This is a genomic window from Mycobacterium kiyosense (genome assembly GCA_021654635.1).
Lineage (GTDB): Bacteria > Actinomycetota > Actinomycetes > Mycobacteriales > Mycobacteriaceae > Mycobacterium > Mycobacterium kiyosense.
The window spans coordinates 4,402,751-4,429,684 of sequence record AP025179.1 but is presented as its reverse complement, the minus strand read 5'-3'; the positions used below and the strand labels follow the sequence as shown (position 1 = coordinate 4,429,684).

The 26,934-nt window shown below is 64.6% G+C and carries 12 protein-coding genes and 3 pseudogenes; 2 read left to right on the top strand and 13 right to left on the bottom strand.

Annotated features, from left to right (window positions below; genetic code table 11):
* Nucleotides 1–43 precede the first annotated feature (43 nt).
* The 13 genes and pseudogenes from L6444_RS20780 to L6444_RS20730 form a co-directional block, all read right to left on the bottom strand.
* Nucleotides 44–589 (bottom strand): hypothetical protein, encoded by a 546-nt coding sequence (locus L6444_RS20780; protein WP_236976924.1) that lies wholly within the window; start codon nt 587–589, stop codon nt 44–46.
* Between the two features lie 415 nt (nt 590–1,004).
* Nucleotides 1,005–1,808 carry a phthiotriol/phenolphthiotriol dimycocerosates methyltransferase gene (locus L6444_RS20775; protein ID WP_236976923.1) on the bottom strand — a complete coding sequence of 268 codons (804 nt, stop codon included), beginning with the start codon at nt 1,806–1,808 and terminating at the stop codon, nt 1,005–1,007.
* A 28-nt stretch (nt 1,809–1,836) separates the two neighbouring features.
* Nucleotides 1,837–4,200 carry a cytochrome P450 gene (locus tag L6444_RS20770; RefSeq protein ID WP_236976922.1) on the bottom strand — a complete coding sequence of 788 codons (2,364 nt, stop codon included), beginning with the start codon at nt 4,198–4,200 and terminating at the stop codon, nt 1,837–1,839.
* Between the two features lie 11 nt (nt 4,201–4,211).
* The gene (locus tag L6444_RS20765) at nt 4,212–4,619 is read right to left on the bottom strand and encodes an FAD-dependent monooxygenase (RefSeq protein ID WP_236976920.1); all 408 of its coding nucleotides are present in this window, start codon (nt 4,617–4,619) and stop codon (nt 4,212–4,214) included.
* 64 nt (nt 4,620–4,683) lie between these two features.
* Nucleotides 4,684–5,154: an FAD-dependent monooxygenase gene (locus L6444_RS20760; RefSeq protein ID WP_255730800.1), complete on the bottom strand. Its 471-nt coding sequence runs from the start codon at nt 5,152–5,154 to the stop codon at nt 4,684–4,686.
* A 61-nt stretch (nt 5,155–5,215) separates the two neighbouring features.
* Nucleotides 5,216–5,374 (bottom strand): annotated as a pseudogene (locus tag L6444_RS30225) (NAD(P)-binding protein); the annotation flags it as partial.
* Nucleotides 5,371–6,897 (bottom strand): alpha/beta fold hydrolase, encoded by a 1,527-nt coding sequence (locus tag L6444_RS20755; RefSeq protein ID WP_255731320.1) that lies wholly within the window; start codon nt 6,895–6,897, stop codon nt 5,371–5,373. The gene L6444_RS20755 and the pseudogene L6444_RS30225, both read right to left, overlap by 4 nt.
* The gene (locus tag L6444_RS30220; protein ID WP_255731319.1) at nt 6,884–7,321 is read right to left on the bottom strand and encodes an AMP-binding protein; all 438 of its coding nucleotides are present in this window, start codon (nt 7,319–7,321) and stop codon (nt 6,884–6,886) included. The genes L6444_RS20755 and L6444_RS30220 overlap by 14 nt, the downstream gene beginning before the upstream one ends.
* 91 nt (nt 7,322–7,412) lie before the next feature.
* Nucleotides 7,413–11,408 (bottom strand): annotated as a pseudogene (locus L6444_RS20750) (condensation domain-containing protein); the annotation flags it as partial.
* Nucleotides 11,374–12,714: an amino acid adenylation domain-containing protein gene (locus L6444_RS20745; RefSeq protein ID WP_236976918.1), complete on the bottom strand. Its 1,341-nt coding sequence runs from the start codon at nt 12,712–12,714 to the stop codon at nt 11,374–11,376. The gene L6444_RS20745 and the pseudogene L6444_RS20750, both read right to left, overlap by 35 nt.
* Nucleotides 12,707–20,215 (bottom strand): type I polyketide synthase, encoded by a 7,509-nt coding sequence (locus L6444_RS30750; RefSeq protein ID WP_264915921.1) that lies wholly within the window; start codon nt 20,213–20,215, stop codon nt 12,707–12,709. Before L6444_RS30750 ends, L6444_RS20745 begins: the two co-directional genes overlap by 8 nt.
* Nucleotides 20,216–20,218: 3 nt before the next feature.
* Complete coding sequence (locus tag L6444_RS20735) at nt 20,219–21,145, bottom strand: glycine/sarcosine N-methyltransferase (RefSeq protein ID WP_236976916.1); 927 nt, start codon at nt 21,143–21,145, stop codon at nt 20,219–20,221.
* 165 nt (nt 21,146–21,310) lie between these two features.
* Nucleotides 21,311–23,932 carry a helix-turn-helix transcriptional regulator gene (locus L6444_RS20730; protein WP_370652936.1) on the bottom strand — a complete coding sequence of 874 codons (2,622 nt, stop codon included), beginning with the start codon at nt 23,930–23,932 and terminating at the stop codon, nt 21,311–21,313.
* Nucleotides 23,933–24,054: 122 nt separating this feature from the next.
* Here L6444_RS20730 and cysD point away from each other — a divergent pair.
* Both cysD and cysC read left to right on the top strand, forming a co-directional pair.
* Nucleotides 24,055–25,048 (top strand): annotated as a pseudogene (cysD, locus tag L6444_RS20725) (sulfate adenylyltransferase subunit CysD).
* The gene (gene cysC, locus L6444_RS20720; RefSeq protein ID WP_236976912.1) at nt 25,048–26,889 is read left to right on the top strand and encodes an adenylyl-sulfate kinase; all 1,842 of its coding nucleotides are present in this window, start codon (nt 25,048–25,050) and stop codon (nt 26,887–26,889) included. The pseudogene cysD and the gene cysC overlap by 1 nt, the downstream one beginning before the upstream one ends.
* The last annotated feature ends 45 nt before the right edge of the window (nt 26,890–26,934 follow it).

The window sequence follows — 26,934 nt, the reverse complement described above, 5'->3', positions numbered from 1 at the left end:
TAAGTAGTACCGCGCGCCGGTGTCGGGGGTATTCAGTGGCCCGCTACTGAGTTCGACGCAGCGCACCGAAGCGAGAATAGCAACTGGTCCGGCGGCTGTCATTCGCCGCGGCAGCGCGACAGGAATGACGTTTGAAGGTGTCCGAGTGAAGCGAATTACGTTGAACGTCGCTCTGATTGAAGCGCGCGATCTTCTGCAGCGGGTGCCGCGCGCGTGCGTAGCCTTCATCGGCGACGGGGGTCCGCGGGTTGAGCCCGTCACCCTTGTCTTCGAGGATGATCGCTACCTGGTCGGGATGCCCTCGAGCGGCGCACATCGGCCGGCTGTTCACGACGAAGTGGTGCTGCTCGTCGACGACGGTGTCCAGTTCTTTGATCTCCGTGCGATTTACCTGCGCGGCCAAGTCCGGCCGCTGGGTGGGTTGGCGGGTTTGGCGGGCGACTTCTTCTGGTTCGCAATCGAGCCGACGCGAGCCGTTGCCTGGGATTATGCCCGCATCAGGGAAGTCGACGATGGTTGCTGACGACCCGGTGGTGATGGACTTCCTCCGTCGCGCGATGGTAGCGCGGATTGCGACCGTGTCGCGCAACGGACGACCCCATGTCAACCCCCTCTACTTTTCGTGTGTGGGAACGGGAAAATCTACCTTGGCACAACGGACCGAACCTTGGCAGCGCTGAATGTCAAGGCCAACCCGCGGGTCACCATCCTGTTCGACATCGAGAGCGAACCCGACGATCGGAGAATCCTGAGGATTCAGGGGGATGCGACGGTGCGCACCGACCCCGGATTGTGCCGATGGTACGTACGCCGCGACTTGCGCAAGTACATCCTGAGCCGGCGGGGATTGAGGAACTCGTTCGCGCACGCTCGGCTTCTCCCGGCAGTGCGTCGCTTCGTCACGTCGGGCGAAAAAGGGAGTGGAGTGCGTGCTCGAGATCCGGCCGGAGGCGGCAGAACTTCTGGGTGCGCCCAAACAGATTGCAACGCAGGAGTAACCGGGACTAGGCGGACTCAGACACCGCCTCGGCTTTGGTGAAGCAGTACATCCGGTACAGATACTTCTCGCGTTGCATCGCACGATAGAACCGAGTGCCTTCCATGCCGGAGTATTCGCGGCCAATGCCGCGCAGGCCCGCCGGCAAACGGCTGAGCAGGTCGGAGATCCGCGGCGAATTCTGTTGCAGCGCGCAGAGCACCTGCGCATTGATGAGCTGCTGCGAAAGCATCCTCAGTGGAGCCTCGTCCAGCGCAGCATCCCACTCGGCGATGCCGTCGCGGGGGCGGAGATCGGCGTAGAGGAAATGTCCTCCCGGGCGAAGCACCCGCGCGACTTCGGCGAGGAACCGGGAAAAGTGCGGGTAGGCAGCGGAGGATTCGAGATTGATTACAGTGTCGAAGGATTGGTCGGGAAAGGGCAGCCGCTCCGCGTCGCCGTGCACGAAGTCCACGCCGGGCAACTTGTGCCGTTTCCGGCAAAAGGCGATGGCTGCCGGGTTGAGATCCAGCCCGGTGAAGGAGGCCGGGTGCAAGGTGCGCGTCAGGTAAGAGGCTCCGCCGCCGTGCCCGCACCCGACTTCGAGCACCCGTTGGCCCCCGAGGTCGGCCTGGGCCGTCATGCGGTGGTAGAGCTGGATGTAGAACCGGTCGGGCTCGTCGCCTTCCGAGAGGGAGAGTGCCATCGGCGGTTCTTCCTCGTAGCCGATGTTGAGGAATACCACGTCATCGGTGGCGAACAACCGGGTTTGGATGCGGTAGAAGTACTTTGAGACAAATCGGTTGAATGCCAAGAAATAGGTAACGTCCATCAGAGAACTCCAATTCACGTAGCCGCAGTTATGTTTTCGCGTCGTCGATGCGCCGGATCAGCACCGGGAAGCCGTCGGTAGGAGCCGGCAGTGCCGTCATGTCCCACTCCAGCGTGTAGCCGGACCGCAGCTCGATGCGATGTTCTCGAAGCAGATGGTGGATCACCAGCTTCACGACCACTGTCGCGAAATGCATACCGATGCATTTGTGTGCACCTGCGCCGAATGGCACGAAGGCAAGCCGGTGCGATCTGTCCTCGCGACGCGCCTCGCTGAACCGTTCGGGATCGAATGTGTGCGGGTCGCTCCACAGCCCCGGCCAGTAGTGGTTGAGTAACGGAGCGACGACCACCATGGTGTCTGCGGGCACGAAGTAACCCTGAATCGAGGTGTCCGCCAGTGTTTTCCGGAAGATCACCGGCACCGGGGCAAACAGCCGCATCGACTCGTTGATCACCATCCCAAGCGACTGCATGCGATCCAGCGTGTCCAGGTCAAGTGGCCCGTCGGCAATCTCAGCAGCCTCTGCCCGCACCCGGTCCTGCCACTCGGGATGCAGCGCCAGCTGATGCAGGGTGGCGGTCGCTGCGGCCGCGCTAGTATCGGTCGCGGCTGACATCAAGAAGATCATGTGGTTGATCGCGTCGTCATCGGTGAACTGATTGCCGTCCTCGTCGCGGGCGCGGCACAGTGCCGCGAAGAGGTCGTCACCGTCGGAACTGCGCCGCGCGTCGATGTTGGTGCGGAAATGCTGCTCGAGCGTGCGCCGACCGCGGATACCCGCCCACCAGCGCAAGCCGGGAACCGGAACCCGAACCACGGCCGTGGCGGCGTGCAGACACTGGGTGAAAGCCTGGTTCATCAGGTCGCTCTGCGGTCCGGGCTCGTCGCCCATGAACGCGACGGTGGCGATGTCGAGCAATGTCCGTTTCAGGTATGGATAAACCAGCAATTCGTGCTCGGGCACCTCCGCCGCGGCGGCGCGACAGATCGTGTTCATCGATTGCAGATAGCCGCTCAGACGTTCTCGGGTGAACGCCGCTTGCATGATTCGACGGTGGAAGTGGTGTTCCGCGAAGTCCAGGAACATCAGTCCCCGATTGAAGAAGCGCCCGGAAAAGAATTCCTGGCCCTGCTGCGAGAAGACACGGTCGCTGTTGGCGAACACTTCCTGCGAGGCGTCCGGCCCCAGCGCGAGCACGAACGGCAGCGCGAAGCCGCGCATCCACGACACTGGACCGTAGGTTGTCGCCCGACTTTCCAGAAATTCGACGGGCAGCGTCGCCGCGGCCAGGGCGTGACCGAGAATGGGCAGACCCTTGTCGCCCGGAATCGGTTGCAATTCACTTTCTTTCGGTGTCGGGAAAGGGCCGGGCCGGACCGGTTTTCGGTGCAACTGTCGGCGGGCGAGCACCGTACCGCCCTTGAGGACAAGCCTTTTCGTGCGACGACGGATATTTTCCGCGTGCTTGGCGGCGGCCGTGATCCCCACCATCGATTGCCCGTTTGCATCAAGCAGGCCCTTGACGGCCTTGAATTCGAAACTGATCAGGGTGTCCATCATCCGGTCCGGCAGCGCACGGCGAGCAAGGGCGGCGCCGCGCGAATCGAGACCGACTCGATATCGGATCTTCGGGCGCTTGGCTGCCAGGGCGGCGGCGACGGCATCGGCGAAGTCCGTGGTCGTGGTCTTGCTCACCTGTGCGACAGCCTCACTCGTGCTCAGGATCGTGACAAATCGCGAGCGGTACACGTCGACGACGTCGACGGGGGCCGCGGCAAGAATGTCGTCCGCGGATTCGCGGATCTTGCCCCAGATTGGTGTACAGACCACACCTGGCTGGACAACCGAGACGCTTACCCCGAGAGGGTGCAGCTCGCGCCGCAACGCATCGCTGAGCCCCTCCATGCCGAACTTGGCTGCTGCATACGCCCCCGCGTACGGTGGCACGTGGTTGGCGATGCCAGAGCTGACGTTGACGATGCGGCCGCCGGATGCGCGCAGCAGTGGCAGGAAGCGCTGGGTGACTGCAAGTGCGCCAACAAGATTCGTCTCCAGCTGGCTGCGCACCAGGTCCATCGGGACGCATTCGAGCGGCGCGCTGATGCACAGGCCCGCGTTGTTAACCACCGCCCACAACCCGGTGTCGAGGCATGCGTGTTCGAGGATTTCACCGGCTTGCGCGATCGAGGCTGCACTGGTGACGTCCAGCAGCACCGGGATGAGTTCGCCCGGCGACGTTGACAACCCGGAAAGTTCAGCCACGCTCGACTCGGAACGCACCCCGGCGAACACGCGATAGCCGAGTGCGCTGAGGTGGATGGCCGCGGCTTTGCCGAGCCCGCTCGATGCGCCGGTGATGACGACCGACTTCGACCGTGCCGGCGTCACCGGCAACGCCCTCACGCTGTCCACCCCAAGTCGAATCGCATGGGGCGGATCGTGTTCCGGGTCAGTGATCGCATCGGCACACAACGCACGCCCAAGTTCCGCACCGCACAAGCGAGGGGATTCTGCGCCTGCTCCAGGCTGTTCAGCCGCCGCGAACTCCGCACCAGCATTCCTGCGCGGTTGCGGCGCCGGTCCTCGTAGGCGCGCAGGGCCTCGACCGCGTCGGGTATGCGGGCAATCGCCTCCGCCAACACATAACCGTCCTCCACGGCGGAGCTGGCCCCTTGGGACCTGCTGGTCAGCATCGGATGCGCGGCATCACCCAGCAGGGTGATCGGACCCCTGCCCCAACGCTTGAGGACCGGCCGATCCTGTCCGGGCACACTGACGATGGCCTGCGCCGGTGTTTGCTCAATCACCTCGATTACTTCGGGAGCCCAACCGTGGAATGCGGAGAGGACGTCCGCCTTACCTCCACGCCAGTCACGTGCCTGGGCGGCGGGCATGTTCTTTGTTCCCCACCAATAGGCCATCCCGCCGCCGATGTCGACGAGGCCGAACCGCTGCCCTCTGCCCCAGTAATGGCCGGTGTATCCGGGGGGTCATGCGTGGGTGGCTAAAGGGCACGGTGGCAAGCCAGCAGACATAGCCGTACTCGCTGGGCGGCCGCTCACCGGCGACCGTCGACCGGACGACCGATCGGATGCCGTCGGCGCCGACCAGCACGCTAGCGCGCACGTCGGTGCCGTCGACGAGTGCGGCACGTGCCCCACCTCGGTCGATTCCGACGGCGGCGACCTCGGCGCCGTAATGGATGGGTGCGTCGGCCGCATTGCGCAGCGCGCGGATCAACTCGTTGCGGTGAATGCTGACGAACGGATGGCCTAGTTCGGCGGTGATGGCCGCGCCCGGCAACCCCCCGAATGAGTCTCCCTCGGGCCGTTCGAAATTCAAAGCGCTCCAGTGCGCGGCAGGAGGCGTCCGTGACCAAGTCGACGCCCAGCGAGAGCAGCACTTTCGTGGCGTTGCTGGCCAGCCCCAATGCCGTGCCGGTGACCCGCGGTTCGGGTGCGGCCTCGTAGATTTCGACGTCGATCCCCTTGGCCCGCAGGGCGACGGCGGCGGTCAGACCGCCGATTCCGGCACCGACCACCGCCACTGTCGGCGCGCTCATCGCCGACCCCCGCCGACAAGGTCCCTGACGACGAGCTCCGCGGACAGTTTGGTCGCGACGTCCGCGACGTGCGGCTCCGACATCATCGACAAGTGATCGCCCGCAACGTCGATCACCGTCAGGCTGCGCGGCGACAGTATCTCCCAACCGTTTGTGGGACTGGCGAACATGCTGCCCACCAGGCGGTGGGGTCCCGCGAGTCCGGCCGGAAGGCCTTCGGTCGACCTCAGCAGGGTGATGTCACGATCCAATGGTTCGTGGCGATAGTTCAGCGTGGCGACATAGTTGGCGCGGAATATCTCGTAGAGCCGCCGGATCAAGTGTGGCGAGCTCTCGGCGGGAACGATTCCCGCCTCGACCGCGTAACGGAAGGTCGAGTCGAACAAAGCGTCACGATTCGACACGTCGGGCTCGAACCTCAGCTGCGCGGCCTTCATGCCATACGCCTCCAACAGCAGCTCTCCGAAAAACCATGTGATCAATTCGCTTTCAGCGACTACGGGATGAGGTCCGTCGCCGAGTGCGGTCGTATCGAGCAGGATCAGCCGCGCCAGTTCCTCCTCACCCAGCTGCCGCGCCATCTCGACAGCGACATAACCGCCGAAGGACCACCCGCCGATGTGGTACGGCCCGTGGGGGCGAATCCGGCGAATCGCCGCTATGTAGGACGCGGCCAGGTCGCTCATCGTTTGCAGTGGCGTAGCGCCCGGCTCGGCACCCGGGGCTTGCAACGCGTAGACCGACTGATCGATGGGAAGGTGTTTGACAAGATCGAGATAGCACAGGACATTCCCGCCAATCGGGTGAACCAAGAACAGCGGCGGGCGATCGCCCGCGATACGCAGCGCGACAACGGGATCGAACGCGCGCACCGGTCCGCCAGCCGCGATCAGGCTGGCCAGGTGCGCGGGCGTGGGCGTGGCGAGGAACGCGTCCAATGGAATCTCGACGTCCCATGTTCGCGCGATCGCCATCACCACGCGCATGGCGCCGATCGACGTGCCGCCGGCGTCGAAGAAATTGGTATCGGTGGCAAACCCAGCGCCACCCGCGAACTCCGCCATGATGTCGGCGACCGCGCGCTCGTGTGCGTTGACCGGAGCGGTGCCGGTTGATGGCGCACCGGGTGTGGCTAGTGGCAGCTCACGCAAAACCTTGTCGTCCCGCTTGCCGCTCGGCGTGAGCGGAAACTCGTCAAGCCATCGGAAGTGCGCCGGGATCATGTACGCCGGTAGCGCCGCTCGCAGGCGGCCTCGGATCGCGTTGACGTCGGCGGCTGCCCTGTCCCCGACGAGGTAGGCCACCAGCATCGAATCCACCGAGTCGAGGTTTCGCGCCACCACCGCTACCGCTCGGATCGCCTTGTCGTTGAGTTTCATCAGGGCGAGTTCTATCTCCGCGCATTCGATGCGGAAGCCGCGCACTTTCACCTGGGTATCCGTCCGTCCGAGATAGGCGAGGTCGCCGCTGGGTAGTTGGACCGCCAGATCGCCGGTGCGATACATTCGCTCACCGCTGATCATCACGAACCGCTCCGCTGTGAGGTCGGGGCGCCCCCTCGTAACCGATTGCGAGACAACGTCCTCCGATGTAGATCTCGCCCTTCGTTCCTGGCGGCACCGGACGACGGTCGGCGCCGAGGAGACGGATGGTGGCGCCGTCGATCGCCCTGCCGATGGGTGGCAAAGCGGGAAAGTCGTCGGGTGAGCCACTCATGGTGTAGCTGGCTACCTCGTGCGTCTCGGTTGGGCCGTAATGGTTCTCCAGCACAAGGCCGGTATTCGCCGCGCACAGCTGACGGATCTCCGGCGTCACCCGTAGCTGCTCGCCCACATTGATCACGATGCGCAACGACTGCAGCCCTGTTTGGGTGACGTGCGCCGCCTCGGCGAATGCCTGCAGGGCAACGCAGCTCAAAAAAACGCGTTCGATCTTCTCGCTTGCCACGAGTTGCAGCAGCGCCGCGAAATCTTTTTCGCCGCGTGTCGGAAACCAATCGCAGGGTGCCGCCGCCGCACAGTGTCGAAAAGATTTCCTGAAACGCTACGTCGAAGGACAACGGGAAGAACTGCAGCGTGGAACCGCCGACGCAGCCGGACGGGCGGCGGTTCTGCCAGGTGATGACATTGTGCAGGGCCCGGTGTGGCATCGTGACACCCTTGGGTTCGCCGGTCGAACCAGAGGTGAACAACACGTAGGCCGCGCTTTCCGGGTCGATGGCCGGCAACGGCATTGTCGCCGGTGTTTCCATCAGCGCCCGGATTTCTGCGATGTCGGAGATGACGCGGAAGGGCCGGGCACGCTCGATCATCAAGTCGATCCGCGCGCGCGGGTAGCTGACGTCCAACGGGACAATCGCGGCGCCGGCCTTGAGGACGCCAATCATGGCCGCGATCAGTTCCGGCGACCGTTCCAGCATCACGCCCACGCGTGCTCCCGGCGGCATACCCGCCGCAAGCAACCCTGCCGCGATTCGTACAGCACCACAGTCTAATTCGCTGTAGGACCAGCTTTCGGTGTCGGTGATGATCGCGGCTGTATCCGGGATTGCCGCGGCCTGCTCGGAGACGAGTTGTATGACGTCGCGGGCATCCAGCTCAGCGGCAACAGGATCGATGACCTGCTCGGGTGAGCGCACCATTGCCGTCAGCACGCGAACAAGGCAATTTGCATATTCGCGTGCCTGCATACCGGTCAGCACCGCGCGATCGCCAGTCACCCGCAGCGACAGCCGGCCGGTCCGTGGATCCGTCGCGGCGGTGACCCACAGTGCGAAATTTGTTTGTTCGTGCACCTCGAAGTCGAGCAGTTCGATCCCGGCGCCACCGGTCCACTGCCCGGACAGGTGATAGTTCACGTAGTCGAACACCACCTCAAACAGGGGACGATTTGCATCAGATTGCATGGCCTGCAACGGATAACGCCGATAGGGATGGCTTGCGCGCTCAAATCGCGCTAGATGTTCGACGGCACCGAGCCAGGTCTGCGCTTTGTCATCGAGTCGGACCGGGATCGTGTTGAGAAACAACCCGGCGGCCACTTCGGCGCCGACACGACCGGGGCGCCCGTGCGTGACCAGCCCCGTCGTAACATCCGCTTCGCCCGAGAGTCTTTGTAGGGTCACACAATGCGCGGCCAGCAGCACCGACTTCATCGGCCACCCACGAGACTTGGCAAGTTGTCCCGCAGCATCCTGCAGCCACTCGGGAATCAGCACCGTCGCAACCGGATCGGCGGTCGCCGGTGGCTGGTGGGCGACGTAGGATTGCGGCGTCGTCGGACGGGAGCCGTCCATCGCATGCTGCCAGAACTTTTTCACCTCAGGGTTATGCAGCGCCTCCCTTTCTAGCCGGACATGCTCAGCGAGCATGGTTGCCGATTCAACCGTGGCGTCGATCGGAGGGACGCCAACGACGCCGACGTGGAATAGATAGTCCTGCAACAATTCGCGTACCAGGTTGGCGGCGCTCCAGCCATCCAGCACTGCGTGATGGAAGGCGAATACCAGATCCACGCTGTCCTCGCAGACGAACGCGCGCAAGCTGTAGAGCGGTGCGTGGTTGACGTCGTACCGTTGGCTCTGTCGGGCGGTGATGTAGCCTTCGATGTCCGCGGCTCCGGTCACGACGTCGAACGCACGCGACACCCGCGACCTGACAATCTGCACCGGTGCGGAATACCGGCTCAGTTCAAACGACGAACGTAGCGCGGGATGCCTTGCCACCAAGTGATCGAACGCGTAGGTGAACTGCTCTTCGCGCCACGGCATCGCCAGGCGGTAACGGAAGACGTCCTTGTACATCGTCGAATCGACCCGCTCGGCGCTGTGGAAGAGCATTCCGAGTTGCAACGCGTTGACGGGAAATGCGTCCTCGGCGTCGTGCAGCGCAGCACGATCGATCAGCGGAAGCAATGCGAACGCGTCCGTGACACCCTGCGGCGGCGGCGCTGAACCGGATTCAGCCAGTTCGGCGACCGTGGGCCGCGCATATAATTCCTCGATATCGAAAGCAATGCCCCGCTTTTCGGCCTTACTGCGCACGACGAGGGCAAGGATCGAGTCTCCGCCCACGGTGAAGAAATTGTCGTGTACACCCACGGATTTCACGCCGAGCACCGAGGCGAACACATCGACCAGCGCCGCCTCGACCCGGTTGCGAGGAGCCACCGGCGATCCATCCGCGGCCGTTTCGGGCTGTTCGGCGACCCGTTGTGTGACGCATTGAGCGAGCGGCACGTCGGCGACACTATCGACGGTCTGCTCGGGTTCGCGTGCGATTGTGGCCAACACACGCATGAATGTGGTTGCAAATTCGTTGGCTTGCGCAAAGGTGACGCCTTTCGGATCACCTGTGACGCGCAACACCAGCTGCCCGGTGCGCGGATCGATGCCGACGGTCGCGAGTAGCGAGAAGTTCGTTTGTTCGTGTACTTCAAAGTCGAGCAGTTCGATGTCGGTGGTTCCGGCCAGTTCGGCAAGGGGGTGGTAGTTGACGTAGTTGAACACCACGTTGAAGAGTGGGCGGCCGGCATCGGATTGCATGGCCTGCAAAGGATAACGTCGGTAGCGATAGCTCGCGCGCTCCGTACGTGCAATCTGGCCGACGACGTCGAGCCAGGTCGCCGGTGTGTCGTCAAGCCGGACCGGTATCGTGTTGAGAAACAGTCCGGCGGCCATCTCGGCTCCGGCACGACCGGGCCGCCCGTGCGTGACGAGTCCCGTGGTGACGTCCCGCTGGCCCGAGAGTCTTTGCAGGGTGACGCAATGCGCGGCCAGCAGCAGCGACTTCAACGGCAGCCCACGAGACTTTGCCAATAGTCCAACGGCATCCTGCAGCCGCGGCGGAATCGGAGCCGTCACAACCGGATCGACCGTCACCGCCGCTTCACCGGCGACACAGGTTGACAGCGACGTGGCCTGCGCTCCATCCAGAGTATTTCGCCAGAAGTCCCGCGCGGCAGGTTCTTCGAGCGCCTCTCTTTCCAGACGGGCATATTCGGCGAGCATGGTCGCCGCGTGCACCTCGGTGTTGATCGGCGCGACATCGATCCCAACGTGAAACAAATAGTCCTGCAACAACTCCCGCATCAGATTCGCGACGCTCCAGCCGTCCAGGATGGCGTGATGGAACGCGAAGACGAGATCCACGCCTTCGTCCCGTACGAACGCGTGCAGGCTGTACAGCGGAGCTCGCTCCACGTCGTAGCGGTACGCGTGGCGGGCAGCCAGGTAGTCCCAGACAAGCACATCGTCGGCTCCGGTCACGGAGTCGAACGCACGCGGCACCCGTGACCAGACAACCTGCAGCGGCACCGAATGCAGGCCGAGGTCGAACGAGGACCGCAGGGCGGGATGCCGGGCAACCAACCGGTCAAACGCCTCGGTGAACTCTCGTTCTTGCCAAGGCATCACCACGCGATAGCGAAAGACATCCTTATACATCGTCGATTCGGCGCGGTTGAGGCTGTGGAAGAGCATGCCGAGTTGCAACGCGGTAGCGGGAAACGCATCCTCGGCGTCACGCAGCGCAGCACGATCGATCAGCGGAACCAACGCGAATGCAGCCGTGACGCCGTCTGGCTCCGGCGCCGTCGGCCAAGTTGACTCGGCCAGTTCGGCGACCGTGGGCCGGGCGAAGAGGTCGTCGACATCGAAGGCGATTCCGCGCTTCTCCGCGTCGCTGCGTACCGCGAGCGCAAGAATCGAGTCACCGCCACCGGCAAAGAAATTGTCGTAAATACCAACGGATTCGACCTTGAGAACCGACGCGAAGGCGGCGGCTAGAGCCGCCTCGGTCGGGGTACGGGGTGTCGCGGCGCAGTGATCCGCCCCGCCGGGCGGGGGCAGCGCCCGACGATCCACCTTGCCGCTGGCCGTGCGGGGCAACGCGTTCAACTCGACGAAGGCGGTGGGAACCATATAGGCGGGCAGCCGCCGCGCCAGGTGCTCTCGGAGTTGATCAACGGAGACGAACTCGCCGACGAAATAACCGATCAGATTAGTTCCGTGGGTGTCTGACGGCTCGGCGATCACCACCACCGATCGCACGCCCGGGCATGCCTGCGCCACGGTCTGCACTTCGCCCAGGCTTACCCGATTGCCCCGGACTTTGACCTCGTCGTCGATGCGGCCGAGAAACTCCAGGTTGCCGTCCGCTCGCCAACGGGCCAGATCGCCGGTACGGTAGCGCCGGCCCCCCCGGTACGCGATCATCGGCGAGGAATGCCGCCGCCGTCAAGTCTGGGCGGCCGCGGTAGCCGCGGGCCAGACCCACACCGGCGATGTTCAATTCCCCCGCCACTCCCATCGGACAGCGGTTGCCGCGCTCGTCGAGAACCACCAATGTCGTGTTGGAGATTGGCTTTCCGATCGGAACGGCGTCGACTGGCCCGCAGGACGGGCAGTCGAAGTAACTCACGTCCACCGTCGCTTCGGTCGGTCCGTAGAGATTCACCAGCCGCGGCACACCGATGGAGCCGAATACCTGGTTGAACCGCTCAACCAGCGCGGGCCTTAGCGCTTCCCCACTGCAGAACACCGTGTGCAATGACGTGAGCCCGCGTATCGAATCAGGCTGGTCTTCCAGTTGATCCAAGAACGGGCCGAGCATCGACGGCACGAAATGTATGACCGTAACCCGATGGCGCTCGATCGCCGCGATCATCTTGCGCGGATCGCGTTCGCCGCCCGGCTCGAGCAGCGCGACGCTGGCACCCGCGATCGCCCACCACATCAACTCCCACACCGACACGTCGAAAGTCACCGGCGTCTTATGAAGAATGACGTCGTCGGCACCGAGGGGATACCGTTGCTGCATCCAGCGCAGTCGGTTGACCACCGAGCGGTGCTCGATCATCACGCCCTTGGGGCGGCCGGTTGATCCGGACGTGTAGATCACGTAAGCCAAGTCCTCCGGCGAGGCGATTGGCTCGACCGGAGCCGCCGCCACCATGCTCGGCGCCACGCGGTCAACTCTGAGTTCATGGGCCATTTGCGCGAATTCGGTTCCGGTTATCAGTACTCGAGCCCCACACTCCGCAACGATCGAACGAATACGTAACTTCGGATATGCCGGGTCGATCGGCACGTACGCGGCGCCCGCACGCAAGATCCCATGGATCGCAACGAGCAATTCGGGTGAACGCGGCATGATGACCCCGACGCATTCGTCGCGCTCGACCCCCTTGCCGCGCAACACTTCCGCGACGTGATTGACGGCGCCGTCGAACTCCGCGTAACTGAGCGTTCCGCCGGTCGACACCACCGCGGACCGCCCACCCGGAACGTCGGCGGCAAACCGGTCCAGCGTCATGATCTTCCCAGGATCGATATCAAGCATGAGTCGGCCCTCCGCACGCGAACTCGTCGAGCGCGACTCGATCGGCGACCGACAGCATGTCGATTCCGCTGAGCGGCATCTCGGGTGCGTCCAGTGCCCGCCTGATCAAAGTCACTACGTGACGCACGGCGTCTGCGAACGGATAGTTCGCGTCGAAGACATCGTCGGCGTAGAACAGGTCCACCTCGAGCGATCCATCCCGCTCATGGTCACGAACCACGATATTGACCGCATCGAGTGAATACCCGGACGCGAGCACGCTGACGTCTTTCCAGATCCACTCATGTCCGGTGTCAGGTATCGAGATGTACGAGTAGGTGACGTCGAACAACGGGTTCTCAGACCCGTTCTGCACCGCCGCGACGATGTCTCCATACGCGAAGCGCTGCCGGGCCTGCAGTTCCCATACCTGCGCGCTAATCCGTCCGGCCAGTTCGACCATCGACGACTTGCCGTCACCCGGAATTCGCAGCGGCAGCATGTTCGTCATGCAGCCGACCATGCGCAGTTCGGCATCCGATGACCGGTTGAGGAACGGGACCCCGATGACGACGTCCCGGCCGCGATGTATCCGGCCCAGGTACTCACCGACGGCGGCCGCGGTGAAAGCAAAGATCGTGCAACCTGTGTCTCGAACACGTTGGACTGTCTCCGGATCCACCCGCAGGGAGTGGTGGCATCGACGGCGGCTGCATAGAGATCCGTTGCGGGCGAACAGCGCCGGCTCAATGTCGCGGTACTTCTGAAGAAAGAATTCTCGATCGGCCGCCCACTCCGGAGAAGCGCGGTATTCGCGTTCCGTGCGTACGAAGTCCACGTACCTCGGCATCTCGACGTCGCTGTCGCTGCTCGTGTCGGTCCGCGACACATACTCTTTCAACACCTGGCTCAGCGCGAGATTGATGCCCCACGCATCGCCTACGGCGTGATGGAGACACGCGTACACCAGAAACGAATCAGTCCGATCAATGAGCACCGCGGCGCGGATCAGCGGCCCCTCGAGCGGAAGCACGCGTTCGGTCGCCTCCTCGATCCAGCGCCGGCACGCCGCCGCCGGGTCCGCGTCACCGGTGAAATCGATGACCTCGAGCTCGGGCAGCTCGGCCCCGACGACCTGGACGAACTCGCCACCGCGAAGTTCAAAACGCAATCGCAGTGCGTCGTTTCGCAGACCTGCGCGCCGCACGCACCCGCGCATGCGCTGCGGATTCACGCTGCCGTCCAGGCGGGTGTGGGCAACTACCTGTGCGATCGGAAGATCCGGATAGCGTGCACCGAGCACGACGATGTCGCGTTGATAAGCCGTCAACGGCCAGCAATCCGGTTCGGCCGATTCGCTTTCTTCTTCCGCTCGGGACCCCGCGGTATCGAGCGCACTCGCCAGATACCGGGCCAGCGCTGTCGATGTCGGATGATCGAAGACGGCGGTGGTGGGCAACTTCAAACCGGTCGCCGATTTGAGCCGATTCCGAAGCTCCACCGCACCAAGCGAATCGAAGCCCAGCTCCTTGAACTCCTGGCTCGCGTCCACCGCATAGCCGGCCTCGTGCCCAAGCACCGCGGCAACGTTGGTGAGGACGACGGCGAGCAGCTCTTGTTCCCGTTCCGAGGTACTCATCGCCGCGAACCGCCGTCGAAAGTCGGCAGGCGGCTCGGTCGCGGCAGACTCGGCGGTGCGCCGTGGCGCACGGACCAGCCCGCGGAAAATGGGTGGCGGCCCGCCGACCGTCGAGTGCGAACGGATGGTGGCGAGATTGAACTGTGCCGGCACGACGAACGAGCGCGGCTGCAACAGCGCCGCATCGAAAAGCGCGAGGCCCTCGGCCGAAGACATCGGGATATAGCCGCTGCGGCTCATGCGCGTCCGATCGCGTTCGTCGAGATGACCGGTCATCCCGGTCTCCTGGGCCCACCATCCCCACGCCACGGACACAGCCGGCAGCCCAAGCTGGCGGCGATGCTGCGCGAGCCCGTCGAGAAATGCGTTGGCGGCCGCATAGTTGGCCTGCCCGGGGGAACCGAGGACACCCGCCGCCGACGAAAACAGCACAAAAAGCGCGAGTTCGGTAGACGCGGTTAGGTCGTGCAGATTCCACGACGCATCGATTTTCGGGCGCAGCACCGCGTCCAGGTGCTGCGGGGTCTGAGCCGCGAACACGGCGTCGTCGAGCACTCCGGCGGCATGGATGACCGCCGTCAGCGGATGTTCGGCTGATATCCCGGCCAAGACCTCCTGCAACGAAGGTCGGTGCGCCGCGTCGCACGATTCGATCCGCACCCTGGCGCCGAGTTCCAGCAGGTCCGATTCGATCCTGGCAGCGTTTTCGGCGGCGCGACCTTTTCGGCTGATAAGCAGCAGGTTTCGCACACCGTGACGTGTCACCAGGTGCCGGGCGAGCAGCGCCCCCAGCACTCCCGTACCGCCCGTGATCAGTACCGTGCCTTCAGGATCGAGTGGTGTGGGCACGGTGAGCACCAGCTTGCCGACGTGACGTGCGCGGCTTAAGAAGCGGAACGCATCCGATGCCTGCCTGATATCCCACGAACGGAGCGGAAGCGGACTCAGTTCACCCGTCTCGAAGAGCTTCACCAGTTCACCGAGCATCCCGCTCATCAGCTCGGGAGAAACGTCGTCGACGAGATCGAACGCTCGATACTGAACATGCGGGTACCGCGTCGCCACCTCGGCCGCATCTCGGATGTCCGCTTTGCCCAGCTCGACAAAACGCCCGCCGCGCGACAAGAGCCGCAGCGATGCATCGACGAATTCGCCTTTCAGGCAGTCGATTACGACGTCCATACCGGCGCCGCCGGTCGCCGCGAAAAAATGCTGCTCGAACTCGAGCGTGCGGGAATTCGCCATGTGACTGGCGTCGAACCCCATGCTGCGCAACACTTCCCATTTGCCTGGGCTTGCCGTCGCGTACACATCGAGTCCCCAGTGTCTGGCCAGCTGTACCGCAGCCATGCCGACACCGCCGGTGGCGGCGTGCACCAACAACCGCTCGCCCGCACAGCTGCGCGCGGCATGCGCCAACGCGTAGTACGCGGTCAGGAAAACCGCCGGCACCGTCGCCGCTTGTCCGTACGACCACCCGGGCGGGATGCAGACGATCCTCCGGTGATCCACGATGACAACGGGTCCAGCGCCGAAGAACTGACCCATCACGCGGTCGCCTGGCGCAAAATCGAGCACATCGTCGGCGACCTGGAGAACAACGCCGGATCCTTCGAGGCCGACGTCGTAGTCCGACGGGTGACCCAGTGCCGTCAGGACATCATGGAAATTCACGCCGCTGCAGCGCAAACCCAGACGTACCTGGCCGGGCGCAAGGGGACGCGTGGCTTCGGGCCACGCCCGCAGTGCGAAGTTACCGGAGTCCAGGGTGCCGGTGCCGAGGGTGGCAAGGCGCCAATTGCCCATCTCGGTGTATTCGGCGCCATCGATTCGCTCGGTGCGTACCAGCCGTGGGGCAAAGCTCCCGCCGTGACGGATTGCGAGTTGGGATTCGTTACGGCTGGCCAGTTCGGCGACCGCGACGTCGGCACGGTCCCAGTCATCGACGTCGGCCAAGAAGATCAGGCCCGGATGCTCGGTCTGCGCGCTTCGCAGCAGTCCCCACACGGCCGCCTGACCGAGATCCGTGACGTCTTCGGACGAGTCCACCGCGACCGCCCCGCGGGTGAGCACCACCAGGCACGCATCGTCGCGACGATCGCTCGACAACCAGTTCTGTACTCGCGCCAGCACATACACCAGCGTTCGCCGGACGCCATCGGTAAACGCTGCGCTATCCGAAATGGTCGGTGGGCAGCGTAGTACCGTGACGTTCCGCATCGGGTCGTGGCCCGCGCCAGCGTCACCTGGCGCACAATCGACCCAATCGAGTCCGTACACAGCATCGTCGGTGACAGTGCTCATCAGCAGCTTATTGGGCGAAACACCACGCAGGGCAAGGGAATCGATGCGACCAACCAGGTCCCCATGACTGTCCATCAGATTGACGGCGACCGTATCGTCGCCCACTAGACTGATTCGGGCGCGGACCCGAGACGCGCCAACAGAATGCAGCGACAGGCCTTCCCATTCGAACGGCAGCCTGGTCAACTCCGATTCGGCAAGGATGCCGCCGGCGCCGATGCCGTGCAGGATCGTGTCAAGCAGTACCGGGTGCAGACAAAAACGGCTCGCTTCGGCCATTGCCTGTTCCGGCAACGCCGCCTCCACGAACACCTCCGTGCCACGGCGCCACACCGACCGCAGGCCGCGGAATGCGGGACCGTAGTCGTATCCAGCTGCGGCCAGCTTCGGGTAGGCCTGCGAAATATCGATCGGTATTGCCCCCTCCGGCGGCCAACGGTGGCAGTCCTGTCCGGAGCTGGCATCCGGGGTTGGGGAAAGGATGCCTTCGGCATGACGCGTCCAAGTTCGTTCCGCACCATCGCCGTCGATCCGGGAGTAGATCCGCACCGCGCGTTCACCCGACGCATCCTGCGCGCCGACGACGACTTGCACTGCGACACCACCGCGTTCGCCGACGATCAAGGGGGCCTGCAAAACGAGCTGGTCTACCCGCGGGCACCCCGCACGATCACCGGCGTATAGCACCAGCTCCACCATGGCCGCACCCGGGACGAGCACTGCCCCGTGTACTTTGTGGTCGGCGAGCCACGGGTGGGACGTGAGCGAGAGGCGACCGGTGAAAATGGTCTCTGCTGAATCAGCGTGGTCCACAACGGCACCGAGCAGGGGGTGTTCGGCGGCGCTGACACCGAGACCGCTCGGGTCGACCAAATCGGTCCCGGGGCCCATCCAGTAGCGCTTGCGTTGAAACGCATACGTGGGTAAGTCGACCCGACGCGTGCCGGTGGCATGGAACATGCCCTCCCAGTTGGGTGATTTCCCGTGCACGTGTACCTCGGCGGCCGACAGCAAGAACCGCCGCATGCCACCTTCGTTGCGGCGCAGCGTCCCAACCACATTGAGGTCACCACCGTCTTCCAGCGATTCCTGGATACCGGCAATCAACACCGGATGCGGACTGGATTCCAGGAACGTGCGAAAGCCATGTTCGTATGACCAACGCGCAGCCTGTTCGAAGAGCACCGGTTGCCGCAGATTGGCGAACCAGTAGTCGGCGTCGAGGATCTTGGTGTCGAGTCCGGCGCCGGTGACCGTTGAGATGAACGTGATCTCGGTGGTTTGTGGCTGCAGCCCGAAAAGCGACTCGCGCAATGAGTCACGCAGCGTCTCCACCTGGGCCGAGTGCGAAGCGTAGTCGACAGGAATCCGGGTGGCCGGCACCTCGTCGCGCTCGCACCTGACCATCAGCTCGTCCAACGCCGCCGCGTTCCCGGTCACGACCGTCGATGACGGACCATTTTGTGCGGCAACGGAAATCGATGGAGCCCATGGTCCGATGAGTGCGTGAACCAGTTCGACAGGCCGGGAGATCGAAACCATGCCGCCGGTTCCCGCGATTGCCTTGATTGCCTTGCTCCGCGACGTGACGACCCTCGCCGCGTCCCCCAACGACAGCGCACCAGCGACGTAGGCCGCTGCAATCTCACCCTGTGAATGGCCGAGGACGGCGTCGGGCTGAATTCCCACCGCTCGCCACTGCGCGGCCAGCGAGACCATCACCGCAAACAGCACCGGCTGAACCACATCGACACGATCGAGGCTCGCAGACCCAACGGCGGTCCGTACGGCCTCGAGTAGCGACCAGTCGACAAATTCGGCGAAAGCGGCTTCGCAGAGCCGCATCTGGTCGGCGAACGCCGTTGCCGTGTCCAGAAGTTCGGCGGCCATGCCGGCCCATTGCGTTCCTTGGCCTGGAAAGACGAAGACCGTTCCGCCTGCGGTAGTGGCCTTTCCAGCTGCCACATTGGGTGCGGGGGCGCAGGAGGCGATCGCGGCCAATCCGCTCAACAACTCGTCGCGTTCGGCTCCTACCGCAACCGCGCGATAGTCGAACAGCGACCGAGTCGCGCTCAACGAGTAGGCAATATCGATCGCATCGGCGTCTGGGCGCTGCTCGACGAACCGCCGCAACCGCGCCGCCTGCTCAGCCAACGCAGGCGCCGACTTTGCGGACAGCACCCACGGTGTCACCGGCAGAGGCTTACGAGTTGACGTCGCCCTCACAGACTCTGGCGGCGCCTGCTCGAGAATCACGTGAGCGTTGGTTCCGCTGAGGCCGAACGACGATATCCCGGCTCGCCGCGGTCGTTCGGTCTGGTCCGGTGACTCGGGCCAGGGACGTGCACTGGCGACCACCTCGACTGTTCCAGACGACCAATCCACCTGTGGTGTAGGCGAATCCAGGTGCAGCGTCGCGGACACCACCCCGTTTCGAATCGACTGTACGGTCTTGATCAGGCCGGCGGCGCCGGCGGCGTACTGGGTGTGGCCGATGTTCGACTTGACCGAGCCGACCAGTAGTGGGCGTTCCGGCGAGTGGGCCTTGCCGTACGTTGCGTGCAAGGCTTTTGCTTCGACCGGGTCACCGATCCTCGTGCCCGTGCCGTGCGCCTCGACCACGTCGACGTCACCTGCACTCAGGCCCGCATCCCATAGCGCCTGCCAAATCACCTGCTGCTGAGCCGAATTGCTGGGTGCGGACAGTACCTCGGTAGCCCCGTCCTGTCCGAGGGCGCTGCCGCGGATCAGGGCGAGCAACGGGTAACCCGCGGTTCGGGCGTGCGAAAGTCTGGCTAGTACCAGCACGCCGACCCCTTCGGCAGCGCCGAACCCGTCCGCTGCGGCAGCAAACGGCTTGGATCGGCCGTCCGCAGACAGCGCGCCCTGCCGGCCGAGGCCGATGTAGACGCTGGGTGAGCACATCACGGTGGCGCCACCGACTACCGCCAAGTCACATTCACCAGAACGCAGCGACCGCGTGCCAAGGTGCACCGCAGCCAGAGATGACGAGCAGCCGGTGTCGATCGTCAGTGCCGGACCTTGCAGCCCGAGTGTGTAAGCAATTCGGCCCGAGGCGATGCAAGCGGGGACACCGGTAGCCAGATAGCCGGCAAATCCGTCCGTCTCCTGATATAGGCGCGGGCCGTACTCCTGAGCGGCCGCGCCGATGAACACGCCGGTGTTGCTGCCGTGCAGCGAAATCGGATCGATCGTTGCCCGCTCCAGTGCCTCCCAGGTCACCTCGAGCAGCAGTCGTTGCTGCGGGTCCATGGCTCGGCCTTCACGCGGACTGATCCCGAAGAATGCCGCGTCGAAATCACCCGCGTTGTCCAGGAAAGAACCTCCGCGCACGTAGGTCGCACCGCGTGCGTCGGGCTCGGGACGTAAGAGCGCCTCCAGATTCCAACCGCGGTCGGTCGGAAACTCCGAGGTCGTGTCGCGTTCCTCGGATAGTAACTGCCACAGATCATCTGGCGATTCGACGCCGCCCGGGAATCGACATCCCATACCCAAGATCGCGATCGGCTCGTTCGACCGCCTGCTGTCTGCAGCGGACGGCCTGCGCTCAGTGGCCATTTCTCATCGGCCTTTTGTTTCTGGTGCACTGTGCGCCGCGCCGAAGCCAGGGGAGCGGCGGTCACGGAGCGGGCGGTTCGAGGTCATGGACTTGTGCGCCACGTGGACAAAGAACTCGGCCGTGTTTTCCCGGTAGGTTTCCTGGAAGTCGCCGTAGGTGCGCACAAGCTCGAAAGCCGCTTCATGGATGAGGCGCCGGACATAGGCTTTGCGTAACGGGAACATGTTGAGCGTGTATTCGCACCCGTCGGGAAACGCGTATCTGAAGCGTGCGAGGCCTTCGTCGAGGTATTCCGGCTCCGCCGTGACCTGATCGCCGCAGTAGTAGTACCTGTGCGTCGATGTGAAGCCGTGGTCGAGCATTTCGTCGTAGTTTCTGTGGTCGAGGATCAGAATCCCGTCGTGGTGCAGCGCCGCGTAGAACTCGGCCAGCGTTTTCCGGCGATCGTGCTCGCTGTGTAGGTGTGTGAACGAGTTGCCGAGGCAGATGATGGCGTCATATTTGCCACGGATGGTTCGGTTGAGTTCGCGCCAGTCGGCTTGGGCGGTCTTGAGGATGAGTCCACGTTTCTGGCCGTTTTCAAAAGCCTTGCCGAGCATGGGTGCTGAGCCGTCGACACTGGTCACGTCGAAACCCGATTCCAGCAGACGAATGGAATGAAAGCCGGTGCCCGTGGCGACGTCAAGGATGCTCATCTTCCGGTGGGTGCGGAGGATTTCGATGAAAAATTGACCTTCGGATTTCGCCCGAGCATCCCAATCGATCAGTTCGTCCCACTTGTCCGCGAAATCCGTGACGAATTCCCGGCGATAGAGGTCGGTCGCACGCTCTGCCAACGGATCATCTTGGTCGACCCGTGCGTGGGCGGTCGCGGGCGGCGCGGTTCTCGTCATCGTGTCACCGCGACCGCCGAATTTTGCGGTAGTCATCGTCGTGCCTCCGCCCGCGTCCGCGCGCGAAGCTGACGAGCACCGTTAGGGTGTCGCGCTTCGCGATGAAAATCGTCACTCGACTGCGGCGCGACGAGCGCAGTAGTGCGCTACTGCAATCTCGCCCGGCATGGGCGCGGGGCTACCGAGTCACGCGCGGCGACATCACTCTGTCTGCGCCCCGCGGCCGGGTAGCAGCGCGGCGAGTTCGTCGCGGCTGCTGGTTCCGGTTTTGGCCATCGCCCGGTAGATGTGGCTTTCGACGGTGCGCACCGACAGGGTCAATCGCTCGGCGACTGCACGGTTCGACAACCCCGCACCTATCAGTTGCACGATCTCCCGTTCGCGGTCGGTGAACGGCAAAGGCTCGCTGGCTTGACGACGGGCCGGAGTCCATGCGCCGCCGCATTGTTCGGCCAGCGCATCTGCGCGGGCCGCGCATCCCAGCGCCGATCCCCGCAGGCCCTTGTCGCGATAGGTAACGGCGGCATGGGCGGCCGCATCGACCGCGGCCACGAGGTCACCCATTCGCTCGAATTCCTCTGACAACGCGGCCAATTCCGCGGCGTCCCCGTTAGCCAGGGCGGCCGAGAACCGCGCCGCGATACCAACGCGCGGCCCCTCCACAATCGCTTCCAGTTCGCGCAATCTCGGTGTCCCGGAGTGGTCACCGAACTGCGCGGCGACCTGCAGGCAAAGCACTTCAGCGGCGAATTGACCTTTGGCCCCGGCCCTTTCGCCCGCCGCCAACAAAACAGTGATCGCTTCACTGACGGCGCCTTGGCCCGCGGCAACCCACGCGCGTGCCAGACTACGCTCGTAGTCCAGCGACCGAAAAGGGCGTCGCTGTTCGTCAAGGGCGGCCAGCGCATTGGCGGCCTCCCCAATGGAACCGCTGATCGCGAGCGCGGTTACGCGGGAAATGCGATACCGATATCCCCAGCCCAATGCATGAGTGGCGGAGAGTCCCACCGTTGCGTGGTCGAGCAATGCAACCGCGGACTGAAGCTGTCCGGCACCGACGGCGGCCCGACCCGCAACCGCGGCACCGAGCAAATGAGCGGCACCCGGCATGTCGGCCGACTGGCGGCGCACCCGCTCGACCACATCAAGGGCTTCCGCTACCCGGCCGGCCAACAACAGTGCGCTGGCATGTGAGTCCGCGATGTTGAACCTCATGTGCGGCGCATCGAAGGAGCGTGCCATCGCGCGATATCCCGCCTCGGCGGAGGCGACGGCTTCGGTGGCGCGCCCCGCATCCGCGAATATGGTTGCCAGCACCCAGGCGATTTCGGCGCCGACGACGCCGGGCAGCTCGTCCAAAGCGAGGCTTTTCGATGCGCGCCGCGCCGCGACCGGCTCGTCCGTCGCAAACCAATACACCGTGAGGAAGGCGTCGATGTAACTGCAGGTTTCGGGTGACTCGGTGCGCTCGGCATTGTCGATGATTTCTTTCGCGCGAGCCGGCTCCCCAAGAGCCCACAGCATATTGCTGGCGCGCAGAAACGCGAGTCTGGCACGCTGGATGTCCGTCAACTCATCGGTGCGGATTCCGGCCAGCACCCCGTCGGCATCCTCGCCCCGGCCTGACCACGAAAGCGCATGCGCACGAACAAAATTCGGCTCCGGACCCGCTCCCGCGCGGGCTGCCGCCTCGGCGAGCCGATCGGCAAGGGCCAGGTCCGCCAGCCAGACGGTCCCGTGGGCTGCCCGCATGAGTAGGTCGGTGTCGGGCGCGAGGTCGGAGTCGAGACTCAACGCCGCCCGGCGCACCACGACCGGGATGTCGTCGCGGTTATCGGCTGCGGCGAACCCGGTCGCGATAAGCCCTCGTAACCGCCGCAGCCGGCTCGGTGCCGCGGTCCTGCGTCGCACCTCGCCATAGAGCGGGTGTGCCGCTCGCACCTCGACGCCGCCGGCCACGGGCGCGAGCGCGATCAGGCCGCGGGTGTCGGCCTCTTCGATCGCCGCCGGGTCGGCGATGCGCCTCAGGCACGCCAGGTCGATGGGCTGCCCGACGGCTACCGTGTCGAGCACGTCGCTGACCGGGGCGGGCAGGGCGCCGAAGCGGCATTCGATCAGCTCGACCAGCCCGGGCGGCACGACGGGGTCACCGAGCCAGCGCCAGTATCCGTCTTGACGCACGAGTCGACCGTCGGCGGCCTCCTGCTCGACGATGTTGCGTAGGTAGAGAACGTTGCCGCCGGTCAGCTTCCATAGCCGCTGCGCGGCGTCCGGGTCGACTATTCCGTCGAGGGTCGCCGTCAGCAGCGAGGTGCTGTCGGTGAGCGACAGCGGCTGCAGGTCGAGCCGGTCGAACTGGTTTACCCTCCATAACTCCTGCACTGCGGCGGGAGTGGGTTCACCGTCGAGAACCGTCAGGATCACTTTCGCCGCGCCACGCTGAACGATTTGATGCACGACGAATGTCGAAAGATCGTCGAGTAGATGCGCGTCGTCGACACACACCACCACCGTGGTGCCGGGGGATGCGGAAGTCAGCGACTCGATCACGCCCCGCAGCAATTGAACGGTGTCGACGACACCTGACTGCGCCCACGCGGTAAAGGCCCCCAGGGGAATTGCCCGCGCCGCCGATGTGCCGACCGACCACCGGCCGTCGAATCCCTTTGACGCGGCGGCCGACAATGCCTCGCGGGCGATGCGGCTCTTGCCTACCCCAGCCGCGCCCCGGACCACGATGCCGCAACTATCCGGGGCTCCGATGGCAACCTCGATGGTTCGCATCTCCTGCGAGCGACCTACCAGTGGCCACGACAAGCGCACCAAAGGAGCGTACGTGCCTGTGGAGCGCGAGCAATAGCTTGCGCCAGCACCATGTATTGACACCGAGGCGGTATTGACACCGGGGCGCACGGCTGGTTACATGCCAGGTAATAATCATTAATATGGTCAATTCGACCAACTTTACCGGGAATGATGACGATGACCACCGATGTCCAGGCCGGCCCCGCGGCAGGCCCAAACGACCACCGCCCGGTTCCCGGGCAATATGAATTGAGCCATCTGCGCTCGCTGGAAGCCGAAGCGATCCATATCATTCGCGAGGTCGCCGCCGAGTTCGAGAGGCCGGTGCTGCTGTTCTCCGGCGGCAAGGACTCCATCGTGATGCTGCATCTGGCGCTCAAGGCATTTCGCCCCGGACGGCTGCCGTTTCCGGTGATGCACGTCGACACCGGCCACAACTTCGAGGAGGTCATCGCCACCCGTGACGAGCTGGTCGCCGAGGCGGGGGTGCGTCTGGTGGTGGCCTCGGTTCAGGACGACATCGACGCGGGCCGCGTCGTGGAGACCATCCCCTCGCGCAACCCGTTGCAGACGGTCACGTTGTTGCGCGCGATCCGCGAGAACAAGTTCGACGCGGCATTCGGCGGCGCCCGGCGCGACGAGGAGAAGGCGCGCGCCAAGGAACGGGTGTTCAGCTTTCGCGACGAGTTCGGCCAATGGGACCCCAAGGCGCAGCGGCCGGAGCTGTGGAATCTCTACAACGGGCGCCACCACAAGGGCGAGCACATCCGGGTGTTCCCGCTGTCCAACTGGACCGAGTTCGACATCTGGTCCTACATCGGCGCCGAGAAGGTCAAGTTGCCGTCGATCTATTTCGCCCACCGCCGCAAGGTGTTTCAGCGCGACGGCATGCTGCTGGCGGTGGACCGCCACCTGCAGCCCCGGGCCGACGAGCGGGTGTTCGAAGCCTCGGTGCGGTTCCGTACCGTCGGCGACGTCACCTGCACCGGCTGCGTGGAATCCAAGGCGGCCACGGTCTCGGAGGTCATCGCCGAGACCGCGGTGTCGCGGCTCACCGAGCGCGGCGCGACCCGCGCGGACGACCGGATCTCCGAGGCCGGGATGGAAGACCGCAAGCGGCAGGGGTACTTCTGATGACTACACTGTTGCGACTCGCGACCGCCGGTTCGGTCGACGACGGAAAGTCCACGCTGATCGGGCGCCTGCTGTACGACTCCAAAGCCGTGATGGAGGACCAGTGGGCCGCCGTCGAGCAGACGTCCAAGGACCGCGGCCACGAGTACACCGACCTGGCCCTGGTCACCGACGGTCTGCGCGCCGAGCGCGAGCAGGGCATCACGATCGACGTCGCCTACCGCTACTTCGCGACCCCCAAGCGGAAATTCATCATCGCCGACACCCCCGGCCACATCCAGTACACCCGCAACATGGTGACCGGCGCGTCCACCGCGCAGTTGGTGATCGTGCTCGTCGACGCGCGCCACGGCCTGCTCGAACAATCCCGCCGGCACGCCTTCCTGGCCTCCCTGCTGGGCATCCAGCACATCGTGCTCGCCGTGAACAAGATGGACCTGATCGGCTGGGACAAGGAGAAATTCGAGGCGATCCGGGACGACTTCCACGCCTTCGCCGCGCGCCTGGACGTTCAGGACGTCGCCACCATCCCGATGTCGGCGCTGCACGGCGACAACGTGGTGACCAAATCCGACCAGGCGCCGTGGTATGAGGGACCCGCGCTGCTTTCGCACCTCGAAGAGGTCTACATCGCCGGCGACCGCAACCTGGTCGACGTGCGGTTCCCGGTCCAGTACGTCATCCGGCCGCACACCCGCGAGCACCAGGATCACCGTAGTTACGCGGGCACGGTGGCCAGCGGCGTGATGCGTCCCGGGGACGAGGTGGTGGTGCTGCCCATCGGCAAGACCACCCAGATCACCACGATCGACGGCCCCAACGGGCCTGTGACAGAAGCCTTTCCGCCGATGGCGGTGTCGATCAGCCTGGCCGACGACATCGACATCTCCCGCGGCGACATGCTCGCCCGCACCAACAACCAGCCCCGGATCTCGCAGGAGTTCGACGCGACCGTCTGCTGGATGGCGGACACGGCGGCGCTCGAACCCGGCCGGGACTACGTCATCAAACACACCACCCGCACCACCCGCGCGCGGGTGACCGCACTGGACTACCGGCTCGACGTCAACACCCTGCACCGAGACAAGACGGCGACGGCGTTGAAGCTCAACGAACTCGGCCGCATCTCGCTACGCACCCAGGTGCCGCTGCTACTCGACGAATACACCCGCAACGCCAGCACCGGGTCCTTCATCCTGATCGACCCCGACACCAACGGCACGGTGGCCGCCGGCATGGTGCTGCGCGATGTCACGGCGCAGAAAGCCAGCCCGAACACGGTGCGGCACAAGTCGTTGGTCACCGCCTCCGACCGGGCGATCCACGGCAAGACGGTGTGGCTCACCGGTCTGTCGGGGGCCGGTAAGTCGTCGGTGGCCATGCTGGTCGAGCAGAAATTGCTCGAAAGAGGCGTTCCCGCATACGTTCTGGACGGCGACAACCTGCGGCACGGGCTGAACGCCGACCTCGGCTTCTCCATGGCCGACCGGGCCGAGAACCTGCGCCGCCTGGCGCACGTGGCCACGCTGCTGGCCGATTCCGGCCAGATCGTGCTGGTGCCGGCGATCAGTCCGCTGGCCGAGCATCGGGAGATGGCCCGAAAAGTGCACGCCGACGCGGGGTTCCAGTTCTTCGAGGTGTTCTGTGACACCCCGTTGCAAGAGTGCGAGCGGCGCGATCCCAAGGGACTGTACGCCAAAGCGCGCGCCGGGGAGATCACCCACTTCACCGGTATCGACAGCCCCTACCAGCGGCCGAAGAAACCGGATCTGCGGCTGTCCGCCGATCGCAGCATCGAGGAGCAGGCCGAAAGTGTCATCCAGATGCTGCAGCTGTCCTGACCCCCGCGAGTGGGACCAGCCCGCGATGATAGGCGCGCGAACTCG

Bases quoted from the DNA above. Each gene is read 5' to 3' on its own strand.
- L6444_RS20735 (WP_236976916.1), bottom strand. From the start codon at position 21,145: ATGACTACCGCAAAATTCGGCGGTCGCGGTGACACGATGACGAGAACC.
- L6444_RS20745 (WP_236976918.1), bottom strand. From the start codon at position 12,714: ATGCTTGATATCGATCCTGGGAAGATCATGACGCTGGACCGGTTTGCC.
- L6444_RS30750 (WP_264915921.1), bottom strand. From the start codon at position 20,215: ATGGCCACTGAGCGCAGGCCGTCCGCTGCAGACAGCAGGCGGTCGAAC.
- L6444_RS20755 (WP_255731320.1), bottom strand. From the start codon at position 6,897: ATGATCAGCGGTGAGCGAATGTATCGCACCGGCGATCTGGCGGTCCAA.
- cysC (WP_236976912.1), top strand. From the start codon at position 25,048: ATGACTACACTGTTGCGACTCGCGACCGCCGGTTCGGTCGACGACGGA.
- L6444_RS20775 (WP_236976923.1), bottom strand. From the start codon at position 1,808: ATGGACGTTACCTATTTCTTGGCATTCAACCGATTTGTCTCAAAGTAC.